Source organism: Synechococcus sp. CS-1328 (assembly GCF_025128095.1).
Taxonomy (GTDB): domain Bacteria; phylum Cyanobacteriota; class Cyanobacteriia; order PCC-6307; family Cyanobiaceae; genus CBW1002.
Genome location: NZ_JAHLYT010000045.1, coordinates 26,292 through 41,745, shown reverse-complemented (window position 1 = coordinate 41,745; position 15,454 = coordinate 26,292). Strand labels below are relative to the sequence as shown.

Below are 15,454 nucleotides of genomic sequence, written 5' to 3'. Positions count from 1 at the left end.
TCCCTTGAAGATCGCCTTCTTCACCGAAACCTTCCTGCCCAAGGTGGACGGGATCGTGACCCGCCTCACCAAGACCGTGGAGCATCTGGTCGCGGCGGGCGACGAGGTGCTGATCTTCTGCCCGGAGGGGGCACCACCGACCTACAGGGGAGCCCAGGTGGTGGGGGTGCCGGCGATGCCGTTGCCGCTCTATCCCGAACTGAAGCTGGCCTTGCCGCGGCCCGCCGTGTCCGAGGCCCTGGAAAGCTTCGCCCCCGATCTGGTGCATGTGGTGAACCCCGCCGTGCTGGGGCTGGGCGGCATCTGGCTCGCCAAGACGCGGGACATCCCCCTGGTGGCGAGTTACCACACCCATCTGCCCAAATACCTGGAGCACTACGGCATGGGCATGTTGGAGCCCCTGCTCTGGGAACTGCTCAAGGCGGCCCACAACCAGGCCCGCCTCAACCTCTGCACCTCCACGGCCATGGTGGAGGAACTCAGCGAGAAAGGAATCCAGTCCACCGCCCTGTGGCAGCGGGGTGTGGATACCGATCTGTTCCGTCCCGAGCTGCGCAGCCCGGCGATGCGGCAGCGGCTGCTGGGCGGCCGCAGCGATACCGGCCAGCTGCTGCTCTATATCGGCCGTCTCTCGGCTGAGAAACAGATCGAACGCATCAAGCCGGTGCTGCAGGCCCTGCCCGACGCACGCCTGGCGCTGGTGGGGGATGGCCCCTACCGCAGCCAGCTGGAGCGAATCTTCGCCGGCACTCCCACCACTTTCGTGGGCTATCTGGCTGGGGAAGAGCTGGCCTCTGCCTATGCCAGCGGCGATGCCTTTCTGTTCCCTTCCAGCACCGAAACCCTGGGCCTGGTACTGCTCGAGGCCATGGCCGCCGGCTGTCCGGTGGTGGGCGCCAACCGTGGCGGCATTCCGGACATCGTGACCGATGGCGAAAATGGCTGCCTCTACGAACCCGAGGGCGCCGACGGCGGAGCTGCCAGCCTCACCGCCGCAGTCCAACGCCTGCTCGGCGATGCCAGCCGTCTGGAGCAGCTGCGCCGCAACGCTCGCCAGGAGGCCGAGCGCTGGGGCTGGGCCGGCGCCACCGCCCAGCTGCGGGCGTATTACCACCAGGTGCTGGGGCAACCGCAGCTGCAGCTGGTCGCCTGAGGCTCAACTCTTCTGGTGAGGATCAGTTTTTCTGGCTGGTTGGCTGGGGAACTGCACCCCTGAACCAGGTGGTCATCAGCGCCTTCACCATCGGCGCCGCCACGGTGCCGCCGTAGCCGCCGCTGTTCTCGCCGAAGGCAATGATCACCAGGGTGGGCTTGCCGGCAGGGGCATAGCCGCCAAACCAGGCATGGTCAGGACGGGGGGGATCCTCACCGGTGCCGGTCTTGCCTGCCACCGGTGGCAGGGAAGGATCATTGAGGATCGTGGCGGTCCCGCTGGTCACCACATCGCGCAGCCCCTGGCGCAGCACCCGCAGGGTGTCGGGCCGCAGGCCGATCCAGGTGCGTGGCGTGGGGCGCTCCACCAGGTGGGGCGTCACCAGCCAGCCACCGTTGGCCACCGCCGCATAGAGCCGGGCCATCTGGATCGGCGTCACCGTCACCGCCCCCTGGCCGATCGCGGAGGTGATCGTGTCCACCGGCGTCCAGGGTTCACCCAGCGCCTCCTTCTTCCAGGCCTGATCCCCCAGCAGCCCAGGCGTGTCTTCCTCGGTCAGCTCCACCCCGGTGAGGCTGCCGTAGCCCATGCGGCGGGCCGCCTTGAACAGCTCATCGGGACCCACCTTGAGACCCACCTGGTAGTAGAAACTGTTGCTGCTCACAGCCAGGGCAAAGGGAAACCCGATGGCCCCAAAGGCCCCGTGATCGGCGTAGCACTGGCCGTAGTAGCAGAACGAATTCATCGTGGGCACCGTCGACCCGGCGGTGTACTTGCCCGATTCGATCCCGGCGATCGTGGTGACGATCTTGAAGGTGCTGGCCGGGGGAAATCCCTGGAAGGCACGGTTCAGCAGCGGCGCTTCCGGACGGTTGAGATCGTTCCACTGGGCCGTGGTGGGCCCATCGGAGAACACATTGGGATCGAAAGTAGGCCGGCTGGCCAGGGCACGAATCGAGCCAGTCTGGGGATCCATCGCCACGATCGCCCCCTTGCGCACGCCGTTGAGGGCCCGTTCGGCCGCGCGTTGCAGATCGAGATCCAGGGTGAGGAGCAGATCCTTGCCCGCCTTGGCGGGCTTGTCGCCCAGCACGCGCTGCACCTGGCCGGCGGCGTTCACCTCCAGCTGCTGCCCGCCCCATTCACCGCGCAGGTGCGACTCATACACCTTCTCGACACCGCTGCGACCGATGCGATCGCGGATGCGGTAGCCCTCGCTGCGCAGCCGGTCGTATTCCTCGCCGGTGATGCCGCTGGTGTAGCCGAGCACATGGGCCGCCAGGCTGCCATTGGGATAACTGCGCAGCACGTCAACGTCGACCTCGGCGCCACGCAGCTGATCAGCCTGTTCGCGAAAGCGCAGCACCTGCTGGGGCGTGAGCGGACCGGCCAGCTCGATGCGGTAGCCCTCCGGGTTGGCGCCACTGCGCCGATTCTCATCGAGCGCGGAAGCTCCAACACCCACCACCCGCACCAGCTGATCGCGCAGCACCGGCCAACGGTCATCGCCCACCTCCCGCGGCTGGATGTAGAGGTTGTAGGTGAGACGGTTGGTGGCCAGGACGCGGCCATGGCGATCCAGCAACCGACCCCGCATCGGGCTGCGGGGCATCAGACGGATCCGATTCTCATCGGCCATCTCGCGGAATTCGGGGCCGTGCAGCAACTGCAGCCACACCAGCCGGGCCCCCATGGCGCTGCAGCAGGCCAGCACAAGCAGCAGCAGCCAGAGGGGCTGCTGGCCCATACCGGAATGCCGCACTGAAGCCTGTCCGATCGCCATCGCTCAGGACACCGAGCCCTCAAGCCGCTGCTCCAGCAGCCGCAACCGCCCGGAGATCCGCTCCAGGGTGCGGGCCAGGGCCGCATCATCGGCCGCCGTGGCGGCGGATGGCTCGGTCGGCACGTCCCGCACCTCCACCTTCATCACCGGATTGCCGAGACCGGGCTGGACGCGGTCGAGCCCCTCACGCACCTGGCTGGCCACCGGTTCTCCCTCCTCGCGCAGCTGGCCGAGGGGGTCACTGGTGTCGTTGAAGGCGGCCAGCACCTCAGCCGGACCCCCCTTGCGAGCCCGCTCCACCACTGCCAGACCCACCGGCAGCACGTCCTGCATCAGCGTCAGTCGCAGCGCGTCGAAGGGATCGGCAGCCATCGCGGACGCGGGCAGAGAGCACATTCCCCAGTCTGCCCCGCAGGCTTCCGCTCTGCGGGCATCAGGTCAGGGCGCAGCCCGCTGCACGCCTGGAGTCACGACCACCTGCCGGCAGCTCTGCTGACTGCCCCACCACCAGCCGGCTCCCACGGCCATCACGAGCAAGGCCATCAGCGGAACCAAGGCCTGACGGGTGGTATCGAGCACAATCCACTCACCCCAGCCCCGCCAGAAGCGTTCGCGATCAAAGCGACGACGCTCCTTCTGCTCGGCCTGCTCGCGGCGGCGCAGGGCCTTCTCGACCCAGCGCTCGAAACTGCGCTTCTTGGTGACGGCCATCTTGCGCTCGACCTCGAGCAGATGGCCGGAACTGAGCTCGGGGTTGAACGTGGTGATCAACTCCATGGTCTTGAGAAACATCTCCACCGCCCCTTCCTTGATCCTGTATTCGGCCGGATCGAGCAGGTCCCAGTCGAGTTCGGGATAGAAGCGGCTGCGGTTGACCCGGATCTGCTCCTCGGGAAGCTGGCCGGGCTGACGCAGCCAGCGGTCGGTGTTGGCGTCGAAGCGGCGCCAGTACAGGAAGGGGTTGAGGTAGACCACCTTGCCGGCCAGCTGGATGCTGTCCTGCTGGAGCCGCCGCTGGATCTGGGAATCCGACTCGGCAGCGGCGCCTGCAGCGGTCACACCGGAGCTGGTGACGGTCAAGGGAAATCAGCCGGGGCCCGATGGTATCGGAGCTCCCCCGCGGCGACCAGTCACCCCTATTCCCATTCGATCGTGCCGGGGGGCTTGCTGGTGATGTCGAGCACCACCCGGTTGACTCCCTTGACTTCGTTGACGATGCGGTTGGAGATGGTTTCGAGCAGGTCGTAGGGCAGGCGCGACCAGTCGGCGGTCATGCCGTCTTCCGAAGAGACGCAGCGCACGACCACCGGGAAGGCATAGGTGCGCTTATCGCCCATCACGCCGACACTGCGCACCGGCAACAGCACCGCGAACGCCTGCCAGATCTCGTGGTAGAGGCCAGCATTGCTGACTTCCTCCCGCACAACAAGATCCGCATCGCGGAGGATGTTGAGCTTGTCGGCGGTCACCTCGCCGAGGATGCGGATCGCCAGGCCCGGCCCCGGGAAGGGGTGACGGCGCACGATCTCCTCCGGCAGGCCGAGGCTGCGACCCACCTTGCGCACCTCATCCTTGAACAGCCGGCGCAGGGGCTCCACCAGCTTGAACTGCAGATCCTTGGGCAAGCCACCGACGTTGTGGTGGCTTTTGATCTTCACGGCGACCCGTTCGCCGGTCTTGGGGTCGACGTTGGTACCGGCACTTTCGATCACGTCGGGATAGAGGGTGCCCTGGGCGAGGTAATCAAAGGGACCGAGGCGCTTGCTTTCCTCTTCGAAGACGCGGATGAATTCTGCACCGATGATCTTGCGTTTCTGCTCTGGATCGGTGATGCCGGCGAGCTTGTTGATGAAGCGTTCACGGGCATTGATGTATTCGACATTGATGTGGAACTGCCGATCGAAGAACTCCACCAGAAACTCTGGCTCGCCCTTACGCATGAAGCCCTGGTCGATGAACATGCAGGTGAGCTGATCCCCGATCGCCCGGTGCAGCAGAAACGCCAGGGTGGAGGAATCCACCCCGCCTGAGAGGGCCAGCAGCACCCGCTTGTCGCCCACCTGGGCCCGGACATCAGCGATGGCTTCGTCGATGAAGGCGGCGGTGGTCCAGTCGGGCTCGCAGCCGCAGATGTGATACACGAAGTTGCGGATCATCGCCATGCCGCAGGTGGAATGCACCACCTCGGGATGGAACTGCACGCCGTACAGGTGCCGCTGGTGATTGGCGATCGCCGCTTCCGGCGTGTTGTCGGTATGGGCCAGGCGCACGAAGCCTGCGGGGAGGCGCTCCACCGAATCGCCGTGGCTCATCCACATGGTGGAACCCTGGTCCACGTTGGTGAGCAGGTCGGTGGGATCGTCCACCTGCAGCGGCGCCTTGCCGTATTCGGCCCGGCCCGCCGCCACGACGGCGCCACCGAGCTGCTGCACCATCAACTGCATGCCGTAACAGACGCCCAGCACCGGAATGCCGAGATCCCAGATGGCGGGGTCGCAGACCGGCGCCCCCTCTTCATAGACCGAACTGGGGCCACCGCTGAGGATGATGCCCTTCGGAGCCATGGCGCGCAGCTCCTCGGCGCTGGTGGCATAGCCGAGCACCAGGGAGAACACCTCCGTCTCCCGGACCCGGCGGGCGATCAGCTCCGAATACTGGGAGCCGAAATCGAGGATCACGATCGCCGGATAGCGGGACGACTGGGAGGACTCGGACATCGGGGCCTGCGGCCGTTTGAGCATTCGGGCCAGCCTAGGTGTCACTGCCGTGGGCACCCACCCGTTCCGGCGGCAACGGCGTTGCTCCAGCCCGAGCCCAGTGCGCCGCGCCCACCGGTCCCGCCGCCACGATCTGCCGCCCCCGGTCAAACAGCACGGCACCCACCGCCATGGAGAGGTGGCCGTAGTGGGCCAGGTAGGCGCGGCTCCGCTGCTCCACCGTGGCGGCGATCCGCTGCCGCAGCCGGCCGGCCGCGTCTGGATCCACCGCCATCAGCTCGGCCAGGGCCGCCTCGACGGTGGGCGCGGCATGGAGTGCCTTCAACTGCGGCCCTGGCAGGCCCTCCAGGGCCGCCAGGGCCGTGAGCACCTCGGCGCGGCCATCGGCCAGGTGGTGGTGGGTGTGGAAGATGCCGCCGGCCAATTTGATCAGCTTGCCCTGATAGCCGAACAGCAGCAGCCGCTGCGCGCCCCCCTCCGCCGCGGCCACCAGCAGGGGGCCGAGCCAGTTGCCGGCCTTGATCACCTGGGCCGCGGCCAGACCCAGCCGGGCGGCCAGATCCAGTCCGTTCTCGCCGATCACCAGCACAAGATCGCCGCCGAAGTCTTGTGCCGACAGGCGCTCCGCCAGTTCGGCCAGGGCCTGCTCGAGGCGATCGGGGGCGGCACTGCGCTGCACCTCGGCCTGGGTGCCGATCAGGGCGAGGCCGTCCACCACCCCGAAGGCCGCGTTGCTGGTGCGCTCGGCCAGGCGCCGGCCCTCCGGCAGCACCACCTTCAGCCGCAGCCCCTGCCCCTCGGGCACGAGGGGCCGCAGGGTGCGCTCCAGCAGACCCTGGGCATAGGCCGACAGGCAGAGGCGTCCGCTGGCCTGCTCCACCCCGGCCCCCTCACCCGCCTCCAGTCGCAGCCAGTGGGGGGACGGGGCCGTTGCGATCGGATCAGCAGAGGCGACAGACCCTGGATCCCACCAGCGCAGCAGGGCCCAGACAGCCAGACCACGGGTGAGATCCAGCACCTCCTCACCGGGGTCGCAGCGGCTGATGCCCAGGGCCCAGCCATCGGCCAGCAGGGCTGCCGACTCCACTGGAATCGCCGTTGCGACGTCATCGGGTTCCTCGAGCAGCAGCGGCTGCTGAGGACTGAACGCCTCCCCCCGCAGGGCCAGCAGAGCCACCCTGGCTGCGGCGGCAAGCCACACCGGCAGCGTGTAGCCCGTGCCGGTGTCTGCAGAACCGACGGCACTGGTGTCAGCTGGGGTCGTAGCGGTGAGGCCGGCGGCCGAGGGGAGCATGGCCTGGGGAGAACGTTTTTTTACAGTGATTGATTGCGCCGCTGTCGCGTCGCGCCGCGTTTCGCCCCAGCCCCATGCAGGACAAGCTCACTCTGATGATCCCCGGCCCCACCCCGGTGCCGGAAACCGTCCTGCTGGCGATGAGTCGCCATCCGATCGGGCATCGCAGCGCCGAGTTCCAGAAGATTGTCAAGCGCACCACCGAGCAGCTGAAGTGGCTGCACCAGACCAGCGGCGACGTGCTGGTGATGAGCGGCAGCGGCACCGCCGCCATGGAGGCCGGCATCATCAACGTGCTCAGCCGGGGCGACAAGGTGCTCTGCGGCGATAACGGCAAGTTCGGCGAACGCTGGGTGAAGCTGTCCAAGGCCTTTGGCCTTGAGGTGCAGGTGATCAAGGCCGAATGGGGCCAGCCCCTGGATCCGGAGGCTTTCCGTGCCGCCCTGGAGGCCGACACGGCCAAGGAGATCCGGGCCGTGATCCTCACCCACTCGGAAACCTCCACCGGGGTGATCAACGACCTGCAGACCATCGCCGCCCACGTGCGTGCCCACGGCACCGCCCTCACCATCGCCGATTGCGTCACCAGCCTGGGAGCCTGCGATGTGCCCATGGATGCCTGGGGCCTGGACGTGGTGGGCTCCGGCTCCCAGAAGGGCTACATGATGCCTCCGGGCCTGGCCTTCGTTGGCATGAGCGATCGGGCCTGGACGGCCTACGAGCGCTCCGATCTGCCGAAGTTCTATCTGGATCTGGGCAAGTACCGCAAAGCTGCCCATGCCGACAGCAACCCCTTCACCCCGCCGGTGAATCTCTACTTCGCCCTCGAGGCAGCCCTCGAGATGATGCAACAGGAAGGCCTGGAATCCATCGTCGCCCGCCATGCCCGCCACCGGGCCGCCGCCCAGGCCGGCATGACGGCCATGGGCCTGCCGCTCTATGCCGCCGCCGGCCATGGCAGCCCCGCCATCACCGCCGTGGCGCCGGAGGGCGTCGACGCAGAGGTGCTGCGCAAGGCCGTGAAGGAGCGCTTCGACATCCTGCTGGCCGGCGGCCAGGACCACCTCAAGGGCAAGGTGTTCCGCATCGGCCACCTCGGCTTCGTGTGTGATCGCGACGTGCTCACGGCCGTGGCGGCAATCGAAGCGACTCTGCAGGGTCTGGGGCTGCACAAGGGCACCCCGGGGGCGGGGATGGCGGCCACGGCGGCGGCTCTGGCCGGCTGACGGCTTCCATCCGGGCGGTGGGTCCCCGGGAGGGGCCCACCTACCGTTGAAGCACTTGCGTGTTCGCGATGCGTCGCACAGTCCTGGCCCTCGGGGCCGTTCTCTCCCTTGCTCTGGCCGCCTGCCAGAAGCAGGACACAGCCAAGATGGAACAGAAGACCGAAGGGGAGATCTGCACCCAGCTGGCAGCCGTTGGTGTGGCCCTCGAGAAGACGGCGGCCCTCACCCCCCAGTCGACTGTGGGCGATGCCGAAGCCGCCAACAAGGAACTCGGCAGCTCCCTCAAGGCCCTGTCTGATGAAGAGAAGAAGTTGCAGGAAATCCGCCTGCAGGACTTCCGCAAGCAGGTGAAGGCCTTCAAGAAAGACGTGGCCACGGTGGCCAAGACCAAGAAGCTCACCCTGGAGGAGGCCGCCGGCCAACTGAAGGGCAAGGCCCAGCCCCTGCTTGCCGCCCACAAGCAACTCACCGCCGAGGTGAACTGCAGCCCCGCCAAACCCTGAGGAGGCAACAGCAAGCCGGGCACCCAGAGCGAATGGATGCCCGGCTTGCTAGGATTAAATGATGCGGGTGTAATTCAGTGGTAGAATGTCAGCTTCCCAAGCTGAACGTCGCCGGTTCGAGTCCGGTCACCCGCTTTTAGAGAAAGACAAGCCTTCTCATCGAACTGTTTTAACGGTTCTGCTTGCAATATCCGTCCGTCGCGGGCCAGACTCAAAGGCCAGGTCTGCAAGATCACCATGCCTTGGGCCAGCCGAGCGGGCAGCGTGATCGCCGCTATCGCACTGCTCTCGGGAGCGGCAGGGTGGGCGCAATCAGTGACCACTCCGCTGGAGACGAAGACCCTGCAGCAGGAGACCCTGCAACAATCCGTCCAACGTCGCCAGGCCTTCCCCTTCCGCCCCGACTGCAACGGCAACACCCAGGAGATGGCGGCCTGCCTCTGGCAGGAGCGGGACCAGGCCGATCAGCGTCTGTCGCCCCTGCTGGGCGGCAGCCTGACGCTGGAGCGCTGGAGGAGCACCCGCCATTCCGTGTGTGAGCGCTCGGCCCAGCGGGGACAGGGGGGCAGCATTCTGCCGATCCTGTGGCTTGAGTGTGAAAACACCCTCAACGCAACCCTTCTCCAACAGCTGACCACCCCGCTCGGCCGCTGATGCCGGCCCAGACCCTTGCCACCACCGCCTGCTCTGACTCAACACCATGGATGAAGCCAGCCTGCGAGCCCTGTTCACCAAGCCCTACGGCACACCGGCCCCGGCAGAAGCGCAATGGCGCGCCCTCTATGCCGACGACGTTCACTTTCAGGACCCCACCCAGGAGCGCCAGGGGATCGCGTCGTACATCGAGGCTCAGAAGGGTCTGGTGAAACGCTGCGATGACGTCTACCTCACCGCAGGGGCGATCGCGATTCAGGGGAAGACCGCGTTCATTGAATGGGAGATGGGCCTGATGATCAAGGGCATCACATTCACCTATCCCGGCACCACACGGCTACTTCTCAACGACGCCGGCAAGATCATCGACCACCGTGACTACTTCGACTTCGTGGGGCCGACCTTTGCGCCGGTGCCTGTGGTGGGCGGCTTCGTGCGCTGGCTGTACAAACGCTTCGTCGACTGAGCCTTGAGGCTGGGGCTCAGGCTGCGGATCCGTCCGGTCCCACGCTGACCGGCAGGTGACCCGTTTTCACCCAGATGGTGCAGCCCGAGTCACTCCAGGGACGATGCACACTGCCAGGGGGATTGCGCAACCAGCTGCCGGCCGGATAGGTGCCCTGCTCATCCTGAAACACCCCCTCCAGCACCAGGATTTCCTCGCCACCGGGATGGCCGTGCGGTTGGAACACCGTGCCGGGCGCCCAGCGCACCAGGGCCACATGCTCCGAGCCGAAGGCGTGCAAGGGCATCACCTCCAGCCCCGGCACCAGGCCAGGCAGCCAGTCGACGCTTGGGGTTGCGATCCCCACGGTCTGCTGATCGGCCGGATGCATCTGGTGCAGCTTCACCAGGAGCGTGCAGCCCTCTGTGCTGAAGGGCGCATGGCTGGAGCCGGTGGGGTTGCGCAGGTAGGTGCCGACCGGATGGTCGCCGGCCTCGTCGGAGAAGGTGCCCTGCAGCACCAGGATTTCCTCGCCACCGCCGTGGCTGTGGCGATCGAAGCGGCTGCAGGGGGCATAGCGCACGATCGATGTGGCGCGGGCCACTTCACCGCCGAGCCGATCGAGCAGGCGCCGCTCGACTCCGGCCAGCGGCGATGGCGTCCAGGGAAGGGAAGTGGTGTCCAGCATCACCCGCTGGGCCAGATCGGCATGAAGCTCCATGGGCTGATTCTGCTCAACGGCCAACCGCAGTGCGGCGGAGCCTGGGGACGTGAGCAGGCCCGAGAATGGGGCGGCGATCCCCACACACACCAGGCCTGCCCGTGTCTGTTTCCTCCTGGCTGGCACAGCCCTGGAACGCCGGGAAAGGTCATGGGGCGCTCACCACCGCGGCGGCAGTCCCCCTGGTGGCAGCCGCTGCTGCTGGTGCCGTCACGCTGCTCAGCGGCGCCGCAGCACCAGCGGCAGCCGCAGACGCTCTGGTCTGGAAACCCTGCGGCGGCCCGTTCCAGTGCGCCTCCCTCGAAGTACCGCGGGATTACACCGATCCCAGCGGCCCTCGCTGGCAACTCCCCCTGATTCGCCTGCCGGCCACCGGTGCGGGCGAGCGTCTGGGAACGCTCGTCTACAACCCCGGCGGCCCGGGCCTGTCCGGCGTGATGGAACTGCGTCAGCGGCCGGCGGAGCTGGAGGCGCTGCGCAGTCGCTACGACCTGGTGAGTTTCGACCTGCGCGGCACCGCCGGCAGCGTGCCGGCGATCCAGTGCCTCTCGGCCGCCGAGCAGGCGGACATCCAGAACCAGGTGAGTGCGCCCCGCACTCCGCTCCAGATCGCCAGCGCCAACCGGCTGGCCCGGATGGTGGCCGACCGCTGCCAGGAGCGCTTCAGCGCCTGGCTGCCCTTCGTGGGCACCCGCGATGGGGCCCGCGACCTCGACCGGGTGCGTGCGGCCCTCGGCGAAACACGGCTCACCTACCTGGGGGTCTCCTACGGCACCTATCTCGGGGCGATCTACGCCGAACTCTTCCCCGAGCGGGTGGGGCGATTCGTGCTCGATGGCGCCCTCGATCCCTCGCTGCCCTACGGGCCCTTCCGCCGCGATCAGGCCCTGGCCATGGATCAGGCCCTCGGGCGCTTCCTCGCCGATTGCCACAGCCAGCCGGACTGCCCGCTGCCATCGGAGTCCGGGCAGGCGATCGCCGCCATCCATGGCGTCGTGGCGGGTCTCGATGCGCGGCCCTACCGCAGCAGCGATGGCCGGCAGCTGTCCGGCGCCAGGGCGCTGGGGGTGATCCAGTCGTCGATGTACGACCCGCCCAGTGCCTGGAAGCCGCTCCAGCAGGCGCTCGCTGCGGCGCTGCGAGGCGATCCTGAGCCGATGCTGACCCTGGCCGATGGCCCCGATCTGATGGTGAACCCGGCGGACACCCCCTATCTGGCAGTGATGTGCCACGACCTGGCCACGAACCGCGATCCAGCCCTGGTGCCCCTCGAGGCGGCGGCCTGGCGGCGGGACGCCCCCGTGAACGGGGCCTCACGGGCCTGGTCCACCCTGCCCTGCGCCTACTGGCCGGTCCGCACTGCCCTTCCCCCACGGCCCCTGCAGGCACGGGGTGTGCCGCCGGTGCTGGTGATCGGCACCACCTACGACCCCTCCACCACCGTGGGCTGGGCGCGGGCCCTGCATCGCCAGTTGCCGGATTCGCGGATGGTGGAGTGGAACGGCGATGGCCATCTGGCCTATGGGCGCGGTGTGGCCTGCGTGGATCAGACCGTGACCCGGTTCTTGTTCGAGGGGGTCCTGCCGGAGCAGTCCCTGCGCTGCCCATGAAACAGATTCGGCAGGCGCGCGCTTCCCCTGGCTCGTCGTGGCACCAGGGCCAGGCGACGCCCTGAGGGCAGGCTCAGCGTTGACCACCCTCCGCCTTGGCCAGGGCGGCAGAGGGATCTCCACTCAGATCGGCCGCCAGAAACGCCGGGGTTTCCGGCAAGGCCAGCTGGAGATGGTTGTCCGTGTGCAACTCCACCGTGAGCTCGGCGGCGACAAGATCGAGCACGTGCCCCCCGTGGGCGTGGTCATCACTGAGCAGATGCAGGTGATAGCCGGGCACATTGATCGTGCGTGCAAACTGCGGCGTCCAGAAGCCCACCAGCACGCCATCCAGGTCCTCGAGGCTGAATTCGGCCTGGTGGGCCGTGGCGCTGACCAGATCGGTGCCCGGAGCCGATCGGCAGGCGACCCGCACCTTGATGCAGGCGAAGTGGCCACGGATCCGGATGGCGGTGAACACATTGGCGCTGGGGCGGACCGCATCCAGCCGGGTTGTGAGGTCGGCCCAGCTGGTGATGCCGCTCAGCTGCAGGGTCTCATCCGCCTGGAAGCGGGTGGCGACCCAGAAGGGGGCCAGGGCATCGAGCGGCGCCCGCCGCACACTGCCATCGCCGCAGGCCTGCCAGCAGAGTCCATCCAGAAGGATGCCCTCGCCATCGAGGCCGTCGAAGGTGCCGAGGCCGAAATCGCCATGGCGCAGGATGTCGCTGACCCGCACGCAGCCCTGGTAGACCCCCTCCACCAGGGCCCCCGAGGTGGACACCTGGTAGAGGGTGTGATGGTCGAGATCGAGGGCCTCGGCCAGGGCGACACTGATCACGTGGTCGGTGCTTTCACCGGTGCGACGACAGCGCTCCTGCAGGGCCTGCCAGAGGCCCTCACCCAGCCGCAGGCGCAGGTGATGGGTGGCGTCGGGGGAATGGGTCATGGCGCTGGGGTGTTGCTGGCTGGGGTATTTGTTGCTCAGTGAATGAAGTCCTGGTGGACGTTCTGCATCAGCTTCAGGTTCTGGGAATAGTCGATCGGGATGTCGATCAGCACCGGCACCGGCTGGGTGAGGGCCTCCCGCAGCACAGGCCCCAGCTGGTCGGCGGCCGTGATCCGATAGCCCTTGCAGCCGAAAGCCTCGGCAAAGGCCGGCACGCCGTAGTCACCGAGCTGCACGCCGGCGGTGCGGCCGTAGTGGGCCTGCTCCTGAAACGAGACCATGTCGTAAGAATGGCTGTTCCAGATCAGGTGCACGAAACGGCAGCCCAGGCGCCGGGCCGTTTCCAGCTCCGTGGCCGTGAACAGGAAACCACCATCCCCGGAGCTGGAGATCACCGGCATGCCTGGCCTGCAGAGATTGCAGGCCATCGCCCAGGGCAAGGCCACGCCCAGGGTCTGCTGACCATTGCTCACCAGCACCTGACGGGCGTGGGCGGCAGGGAAATAGCGGTTCATCCAGATGTAGTGGGAGCCCACATCCAGGGCCAGGGTGGTGTCGGGGGTCACCACCTGCCGGAGTTCATGGATCACCCGCAGCGGATGAACCGGCATGCCGTCCATGGCGGCCCCCTCGGCGGCGGTGGCCATCAGCTCCGCATGTAGGGCATCACCGCTGCGGCGATAGGCCTCCTCCACGCTGACGTGGAGCTGGGGGCTGAGGGCCTCCAGGGTGGCCGCCAGATCACCGATCAACTCCACCGCCGGCAGAAAGGCCTGGTCCTGTTCGACCGGCAGCACGTCGATCGCCACCACGGGCCTCGGATTGCCCGTGTTCCAGAGGCTGGGGTCGAACTCGATCGCATCGAAGCCCACCGTGATCACGCAGTCGGCGGCATCCAGCAGCTGGTTGGCGGGTTGGTTGACGAAGAGGCCCAACCGACCCACGAACTGATCCGGAGCCGCCCACTCCCCCGCCCCCTGAAAGGTGGAGCCGTAGGGGATCCCGGCAGCCTGCAGAAAGGCCTGCAGACTCGTCGCCAGGCCAGCCCGGGAGGATTGCAGGCCGAGCAGCACCATCGGGCGGCTGGCGGCGTTGATCAGGGCCGCGGCCCGCTCGATCGCCGCTGGAGCGGCGGCACCAAGACACACCGGCTGGCCCCATGCCGGTGAGGGCTCGGTCGGGAAGTCCGCCAGCCCCACATCCCTGGGAAGCCCGAGGAAGGCCGCGCCGGGGCGCCCGCCTTCGGCGGCCCGCACGGCATTGCCGAACACCTCCGGCAGATCGTGGATCATCAGGGCGGACTGGGCGTATTTGGTGACGGGCCGCATCACATCCACGCCATCGAGGACCTGGTGGGTGTGCTTGAAGCGATCCTCCAGGGGGACCTCTCCCCCGATCGCCAGCACCGGATCCCCCTCGGAGGTGGCCGTGGCCATACCGGTCAGGAGGTTGGTGACCCCCGGCCCGGAGGTCACCGCGCAGACCCCCACCCGGCCGGTGAGGCGCCCCATCGCCTGGGCCATGAAGGCGGCGTTCTGTTCATGGCGGCAGAGCACCAGCTTGATCGGGGAATCGAGCAACGCAATGAACAGGCTGTCGACCTTGGCGCCGGGAATGCCGAACACGTGCGTGACCCCGTGCTGTTCGAGCATGCGCACCAGGGCCTGAGCACCGTTCATCGGACAAGGGCGGGATGCCTGAATCCTGGAAAGCCCTCCAGGGAGCGTCAATGCCGGTGTTGCGGAGCTTGCGCGCAAGTCACACCGGCTGGGCCTGCGGCACCCTCAGGGGTTAAGCCGCTCCTCCTGCCAGCCGCCAGCGTGGCACCAGCGACGGCGGCAATGCGGCTGATCACTGAGCTCCAGCAGTTCCACCTGCTCCAGCCCGATGCGCAGCAGCTGGAAGTGACCAGGCAGCGGGGTGTCGTCGGCCAGCTCGGCCGGAAAGGCCGCAGCGGCATTGAGCGGTGCTGGCCGCGCAGGCGGAACTGACTGCGGGCTCTGGGCAGCAGATCCAGCGCGGCGTCCTCAGCCCAGCCGCGGAACACCAGGGTGCGCAGCCGCGGGGTGCCATCGGCCGCAACGCTGGCAAGCTGCAGCCAACGGGCCGATGGTGCGCGACCCTCCCGCTGGCGGGCAGCGCGCAGCAAGGGGCGCCACGGTGGCAACGGCGTCACGCCGCCTGGGGCTGGCGGCGGCTGAACGCAACGACCCCAGCCGCGAGGGCTGCGATGCCCAGGGCTCCACTGGCGGCCAGGAAGACCAGCGTCTGCAGGGCCAGCAGGAACACCCCCAGCGCCGACGCGGCCTTGATCTGAATCCTCGACTTGATCAGCAGGGTGAGCAGCAGCAGCACCGTGGCCTGCAGTCCGGCGATCCTGACGGCAGTGAAGGGGCAGAGGGGGTTGGGCAGCAGCATGG

The 15,454-nt window shown here is 67.7% G+C and carries 16 protein-coding genes and 1 tRNA gene; 7 read left to right on the top strand and 10 right to left on the bottom strand.

Translation table 11 applies throughout. From position 1 onward, the window contains the following. Positions 1–4 precede the first annotated feature (4 nt). On the top strand, positions 5–1,153 hold the full coding sequence (locus KQ310_RS07270) for a glycosyltransferase family 1 protein (RefSeq protein ID WP_259721103.1): 1,149 nt from the start codon (positions 5–7) through the stop codon (positions 1,151–1,153). Between the two features lie 22 nt (positions 1,154–1,175). Here KQ310_RS07270 and mrdA read toward each other — a convergent pair whose 3' ends face one another. From mrdA to cbiD, 5 genes are all read right to left on the bottom strand, one after another. Beyond that, positions 1,176–2,900, bottom strand: a complete 1,725-nt coding sequence (gene mrdA / locus KQ310_RS07265; protein ID WP_399237869.1) for a penicillin-binding protein 2 — start codon at positions 2,898–2,900, stop codon at positions 1,176–1,178. A gap of 39 nt (positions 2,901–2,939) precedes the next feature. After that, positions 2,940–3,308, bottom strand: coding sequence for a hypothetical protein (locus KQ310_RS07260; RefSeq protein ID WP_259721101.1), 369 nt, complete (start codon positions 3,306–3,308; stop codon positions 2,940–2,942). A gap of 66 nt (positions 3,309–3,374) precedes the next feature. After that, positions 3,375–4,016 (bottom strand): hypothetical protein, encoded by a 642-nt coding sequence (locus tag KQ310_RS07255; RefSeq protein WP_259721100.1) that lies wholly within the window; start codon positions 4,014–4,016, stop codon positions 3,375–3,377. 56 nt (positions 4,017–4,072) lie between these two features. Then, complete coding sequence (gene guaA, locus KQ310_RS07250; RefSeq protein WP_259721099.1) at positions 4,073–5,653, bottom strand: glutamine-hydrolyzing GMP synthase; 1,581 nt, start codon at positions 5,651–5,653, stop codon at positions 4,073–4,075. Between the two features lie 34 nt (positions 5,654–5,687). Further along, entirely contained in the window at positions 5,688–6,947 is a 1,260-nt protein-coding gene (gene cbiD / locus KQ310_RS07245) for a cobalt-precorrin-5B (C(1))-methyltransferase CbiD (protein ID WP_259721098.1), read from the bottom strand. Between the two features lie 74 nt (positions 6,948–7,021). Here cbiD and KQ310_RS07240 point away from each other — a divergent pair, with 74 nt between their 5' ends. From KQ310_RS07240 to KQ310_RS07220, 5 genes are all read left to right on the top strand, one after another. After that, positions 7,022–8,173: an alanine--glyoxylate aminotransferase family protein gene (locus KQ310_RS07240; RefSeq protein ID WP_259721097.1), complete on the top strand. Its 1,152-nt coding sequence runs from the start codon at positions 7,022–7,024 to the stop codon at positions 8,171–8,173. A gap of 68 nt (positions 8,174–8,241) precedes the next feature. Continuing rightward, positions 8,242–8,676: a hypothetical protein gene (locus KQ310_RS07235; protein WP_259721096.1), complete on the top strand. Its 435-nt coding sequence runs from the start codon at positions 8,242–8,244 to the stop codon at positions 8,674–8,676. Positions 8,677–8,739: 63 nt separating this feature from the next. Beyond that, positions 8,740–8,811: transfer RNA gene (locus KQ310_RS07230), tRNA-Gly, on the top strand. A gap of 180 nt (positions 8,812–8,991) precedes the next feature. Beyond that, the gene (locus KQ310_RS07225) at positions 8,992–9,330 is read left to right on the top strand and encodes a lysozyme inhibitor LprI family protein (protein WP_259721095.1); all 339 of its coding nucleotides are present in this window, start codon (positions 8,992–8,994) and stop codon (positions 9,328–9,330) included. Between the two features lie 46 nt (positions 9,331–9,376). Beyond that, positions 9,377–9,796 (top strand): nuclear transport factor 2 family protein, encoded by a 420-nt coding sequence (locus tag KQ310_RS07220; RefSeq protein WP_259721094.1) that lies wholly within the window; start codon positions 9,377–9,379, stop codon positions 9,794–9,796. A 16-nt stretch (positions 9,797–9,812) separates the two neighbouring features. Here KQ310_RS07220 and KQ310_RS07215 read toward each other — a convergent pair whose 3' ends face one another. Beyond that, positions 9,813–10,496, bottom strand: a complete 684-nt coding sequence (locus tag KQ310_RS07215) for a cupin domain-containing protein (protein ID WP_259721093.1) — start codon at positions 10,494–10,496, stop codon at positions 9,813–9,815. A 101-nt stretch (positions 10,497–10,597) separates the two neighbouring features. Between KQ310_RS07215 and KQ310_RS07210 the strand changes: the two genes are divergently transcribed. Continuing rightward, positions 10,598–12,106, top strand: coding sequence for an alpha/beta hydrolase (locus tag KQ310_RS07210; protein WP_259721092.1), 1,509 nt, complete (start codon positions 10,598–10,600; stop codon positions 12,104–12,106). A gap of 73 nt (positions 12,107–12,179) precedes the next feature. Here the strand turns inward: KQ310_RS07210 and budA are convergent, their stop codons facing one another. From budA to KQ310_RS07190, 4 genes are read right to left on the bottom strand one after another with little or no spacing between them, the layout of a single operon-like run. After that, positions 12,180–13,034, bottom strand: a complete 855-nt coding sequence (gene budA, locus KQ310_RS07205; RefSeq protein WP_259721091.1) for an acetolactate decarboxylase — start codon at positions 13,032–13,034, stop codon at positions 12,180–12,182. A gap of 35 nt (positions 13,035–13,069) precedes the next feature. Continuing rightward, entirely contained in the window at positions 13,070–14,713 is a 1,644-nt protein-coding gene (alsS, locus tag KQ310_RS07200; protein WP_259721090.1) for an acetolactate synthase AlsS, read from the bottom strand. A gap of 47 nt (positions 14,714–14,760) precedes the next feature. Continuing rightward, entirely contained in the window at positions 14,761–15,210 is a 450-nt protein-coding gene (locus tag KQ310_RS07195) for a hypothetical protein (RefSeq protein ID WP_399237863.1), read from the bottom strand. Next, positions 15,207–15,452, bottom strand: coding sequence for a hypothetical protein (locus KQ310_RS07190; protein WP_259721089.1), 246 nt, complete (start codon positions 15,450–15,452; stop codon positions 15,207–15,209). Before KQ310_RS07190 ends, KQ310_RS07195 begins: the two co-directional genes overlap by 4 nt. Between the last annotated feature and the right edge of the window lie 2 nt (positions 15,453–15,454).

Bases quoted from the DNA above. Each gene is read 5' to 3' on its own strand.
- mrdA (WP_399237869.1), bottom strand. From the start codon at position 2,900: ATGGGCCAGCAGCCCCTCTGGCTGCTGCTGCTTGTGCTGGCCTGCTGC.
- KQ310_RS07260 (WP_259721101.1), bottom strand. From the start codon at position 3,308: ATGGCTGCCGATCCCTTCGACGCGCTGCGACTGACGCTGATGCAGGAC.
- guaA (WP_259721099.1), bottom strand. From the start codon at position 5,653: ATGTCCGAGTCCTCCCAGTCGTCCCGCTATCCGGCGATCGTGATCCTC.
- cbiD (WP_259721098.1), bottom strand. From the start codon at position 6,947: ATGCTCCCCTCGGCCGCCGGCCTCACCGCTACGACCCCAGCTGACACC.
- KQ310_RS07240 (WP_259721097.1), top strand. From the start codon at position 7,022: ATGCAGGACAAGCTCACTCTGATGATCCCCGGCCCCACCCCGGTGCCG.
- KQ310_RS07235 (WP_259721096.1), top strand. From the start codon at position 8,242: ATGCGTCGCACAGTCCTGGCCCTCGGGGCCGTTCTCTCCCTTGCTCTG.
- KQ310_RS07220 (WP_259721094.1), top strand. From the start codon at position 9,377: ATGGATGAAGCCAGCCTGCGAGCCCTGTTCACCAAGCCCTACGGCACA.
- KQ310_RS07215 (WP_259721093.1), bottom strand. From the start codon at position 10,496: ATGGAGCTTCATGCCGATCTGGCCCAGCGGGTGATGCTGGACACCACT.
- budA (WP_259721091.1), bottom strand. From the start codon at position 13,034: ATGACCCATTCCCCCGACGCCACCCATCACCTGCGCCTGCGGCTGGGT.
- alsS (WP_259721090.1), bottom strand. From the start codon at position 14,713: ATGAACGGTGCTCAGGCCCTGGTGCGCATGCTCGAACAGCACGGGGTC.
- KQ310_RS07190 (WP_259721089.1), bottom strand. From the start codon at position 15,452: ATGCTGCTGCCCAACCCCCTCTGCCCCTTCACTGCCGTCAGGATCGCC.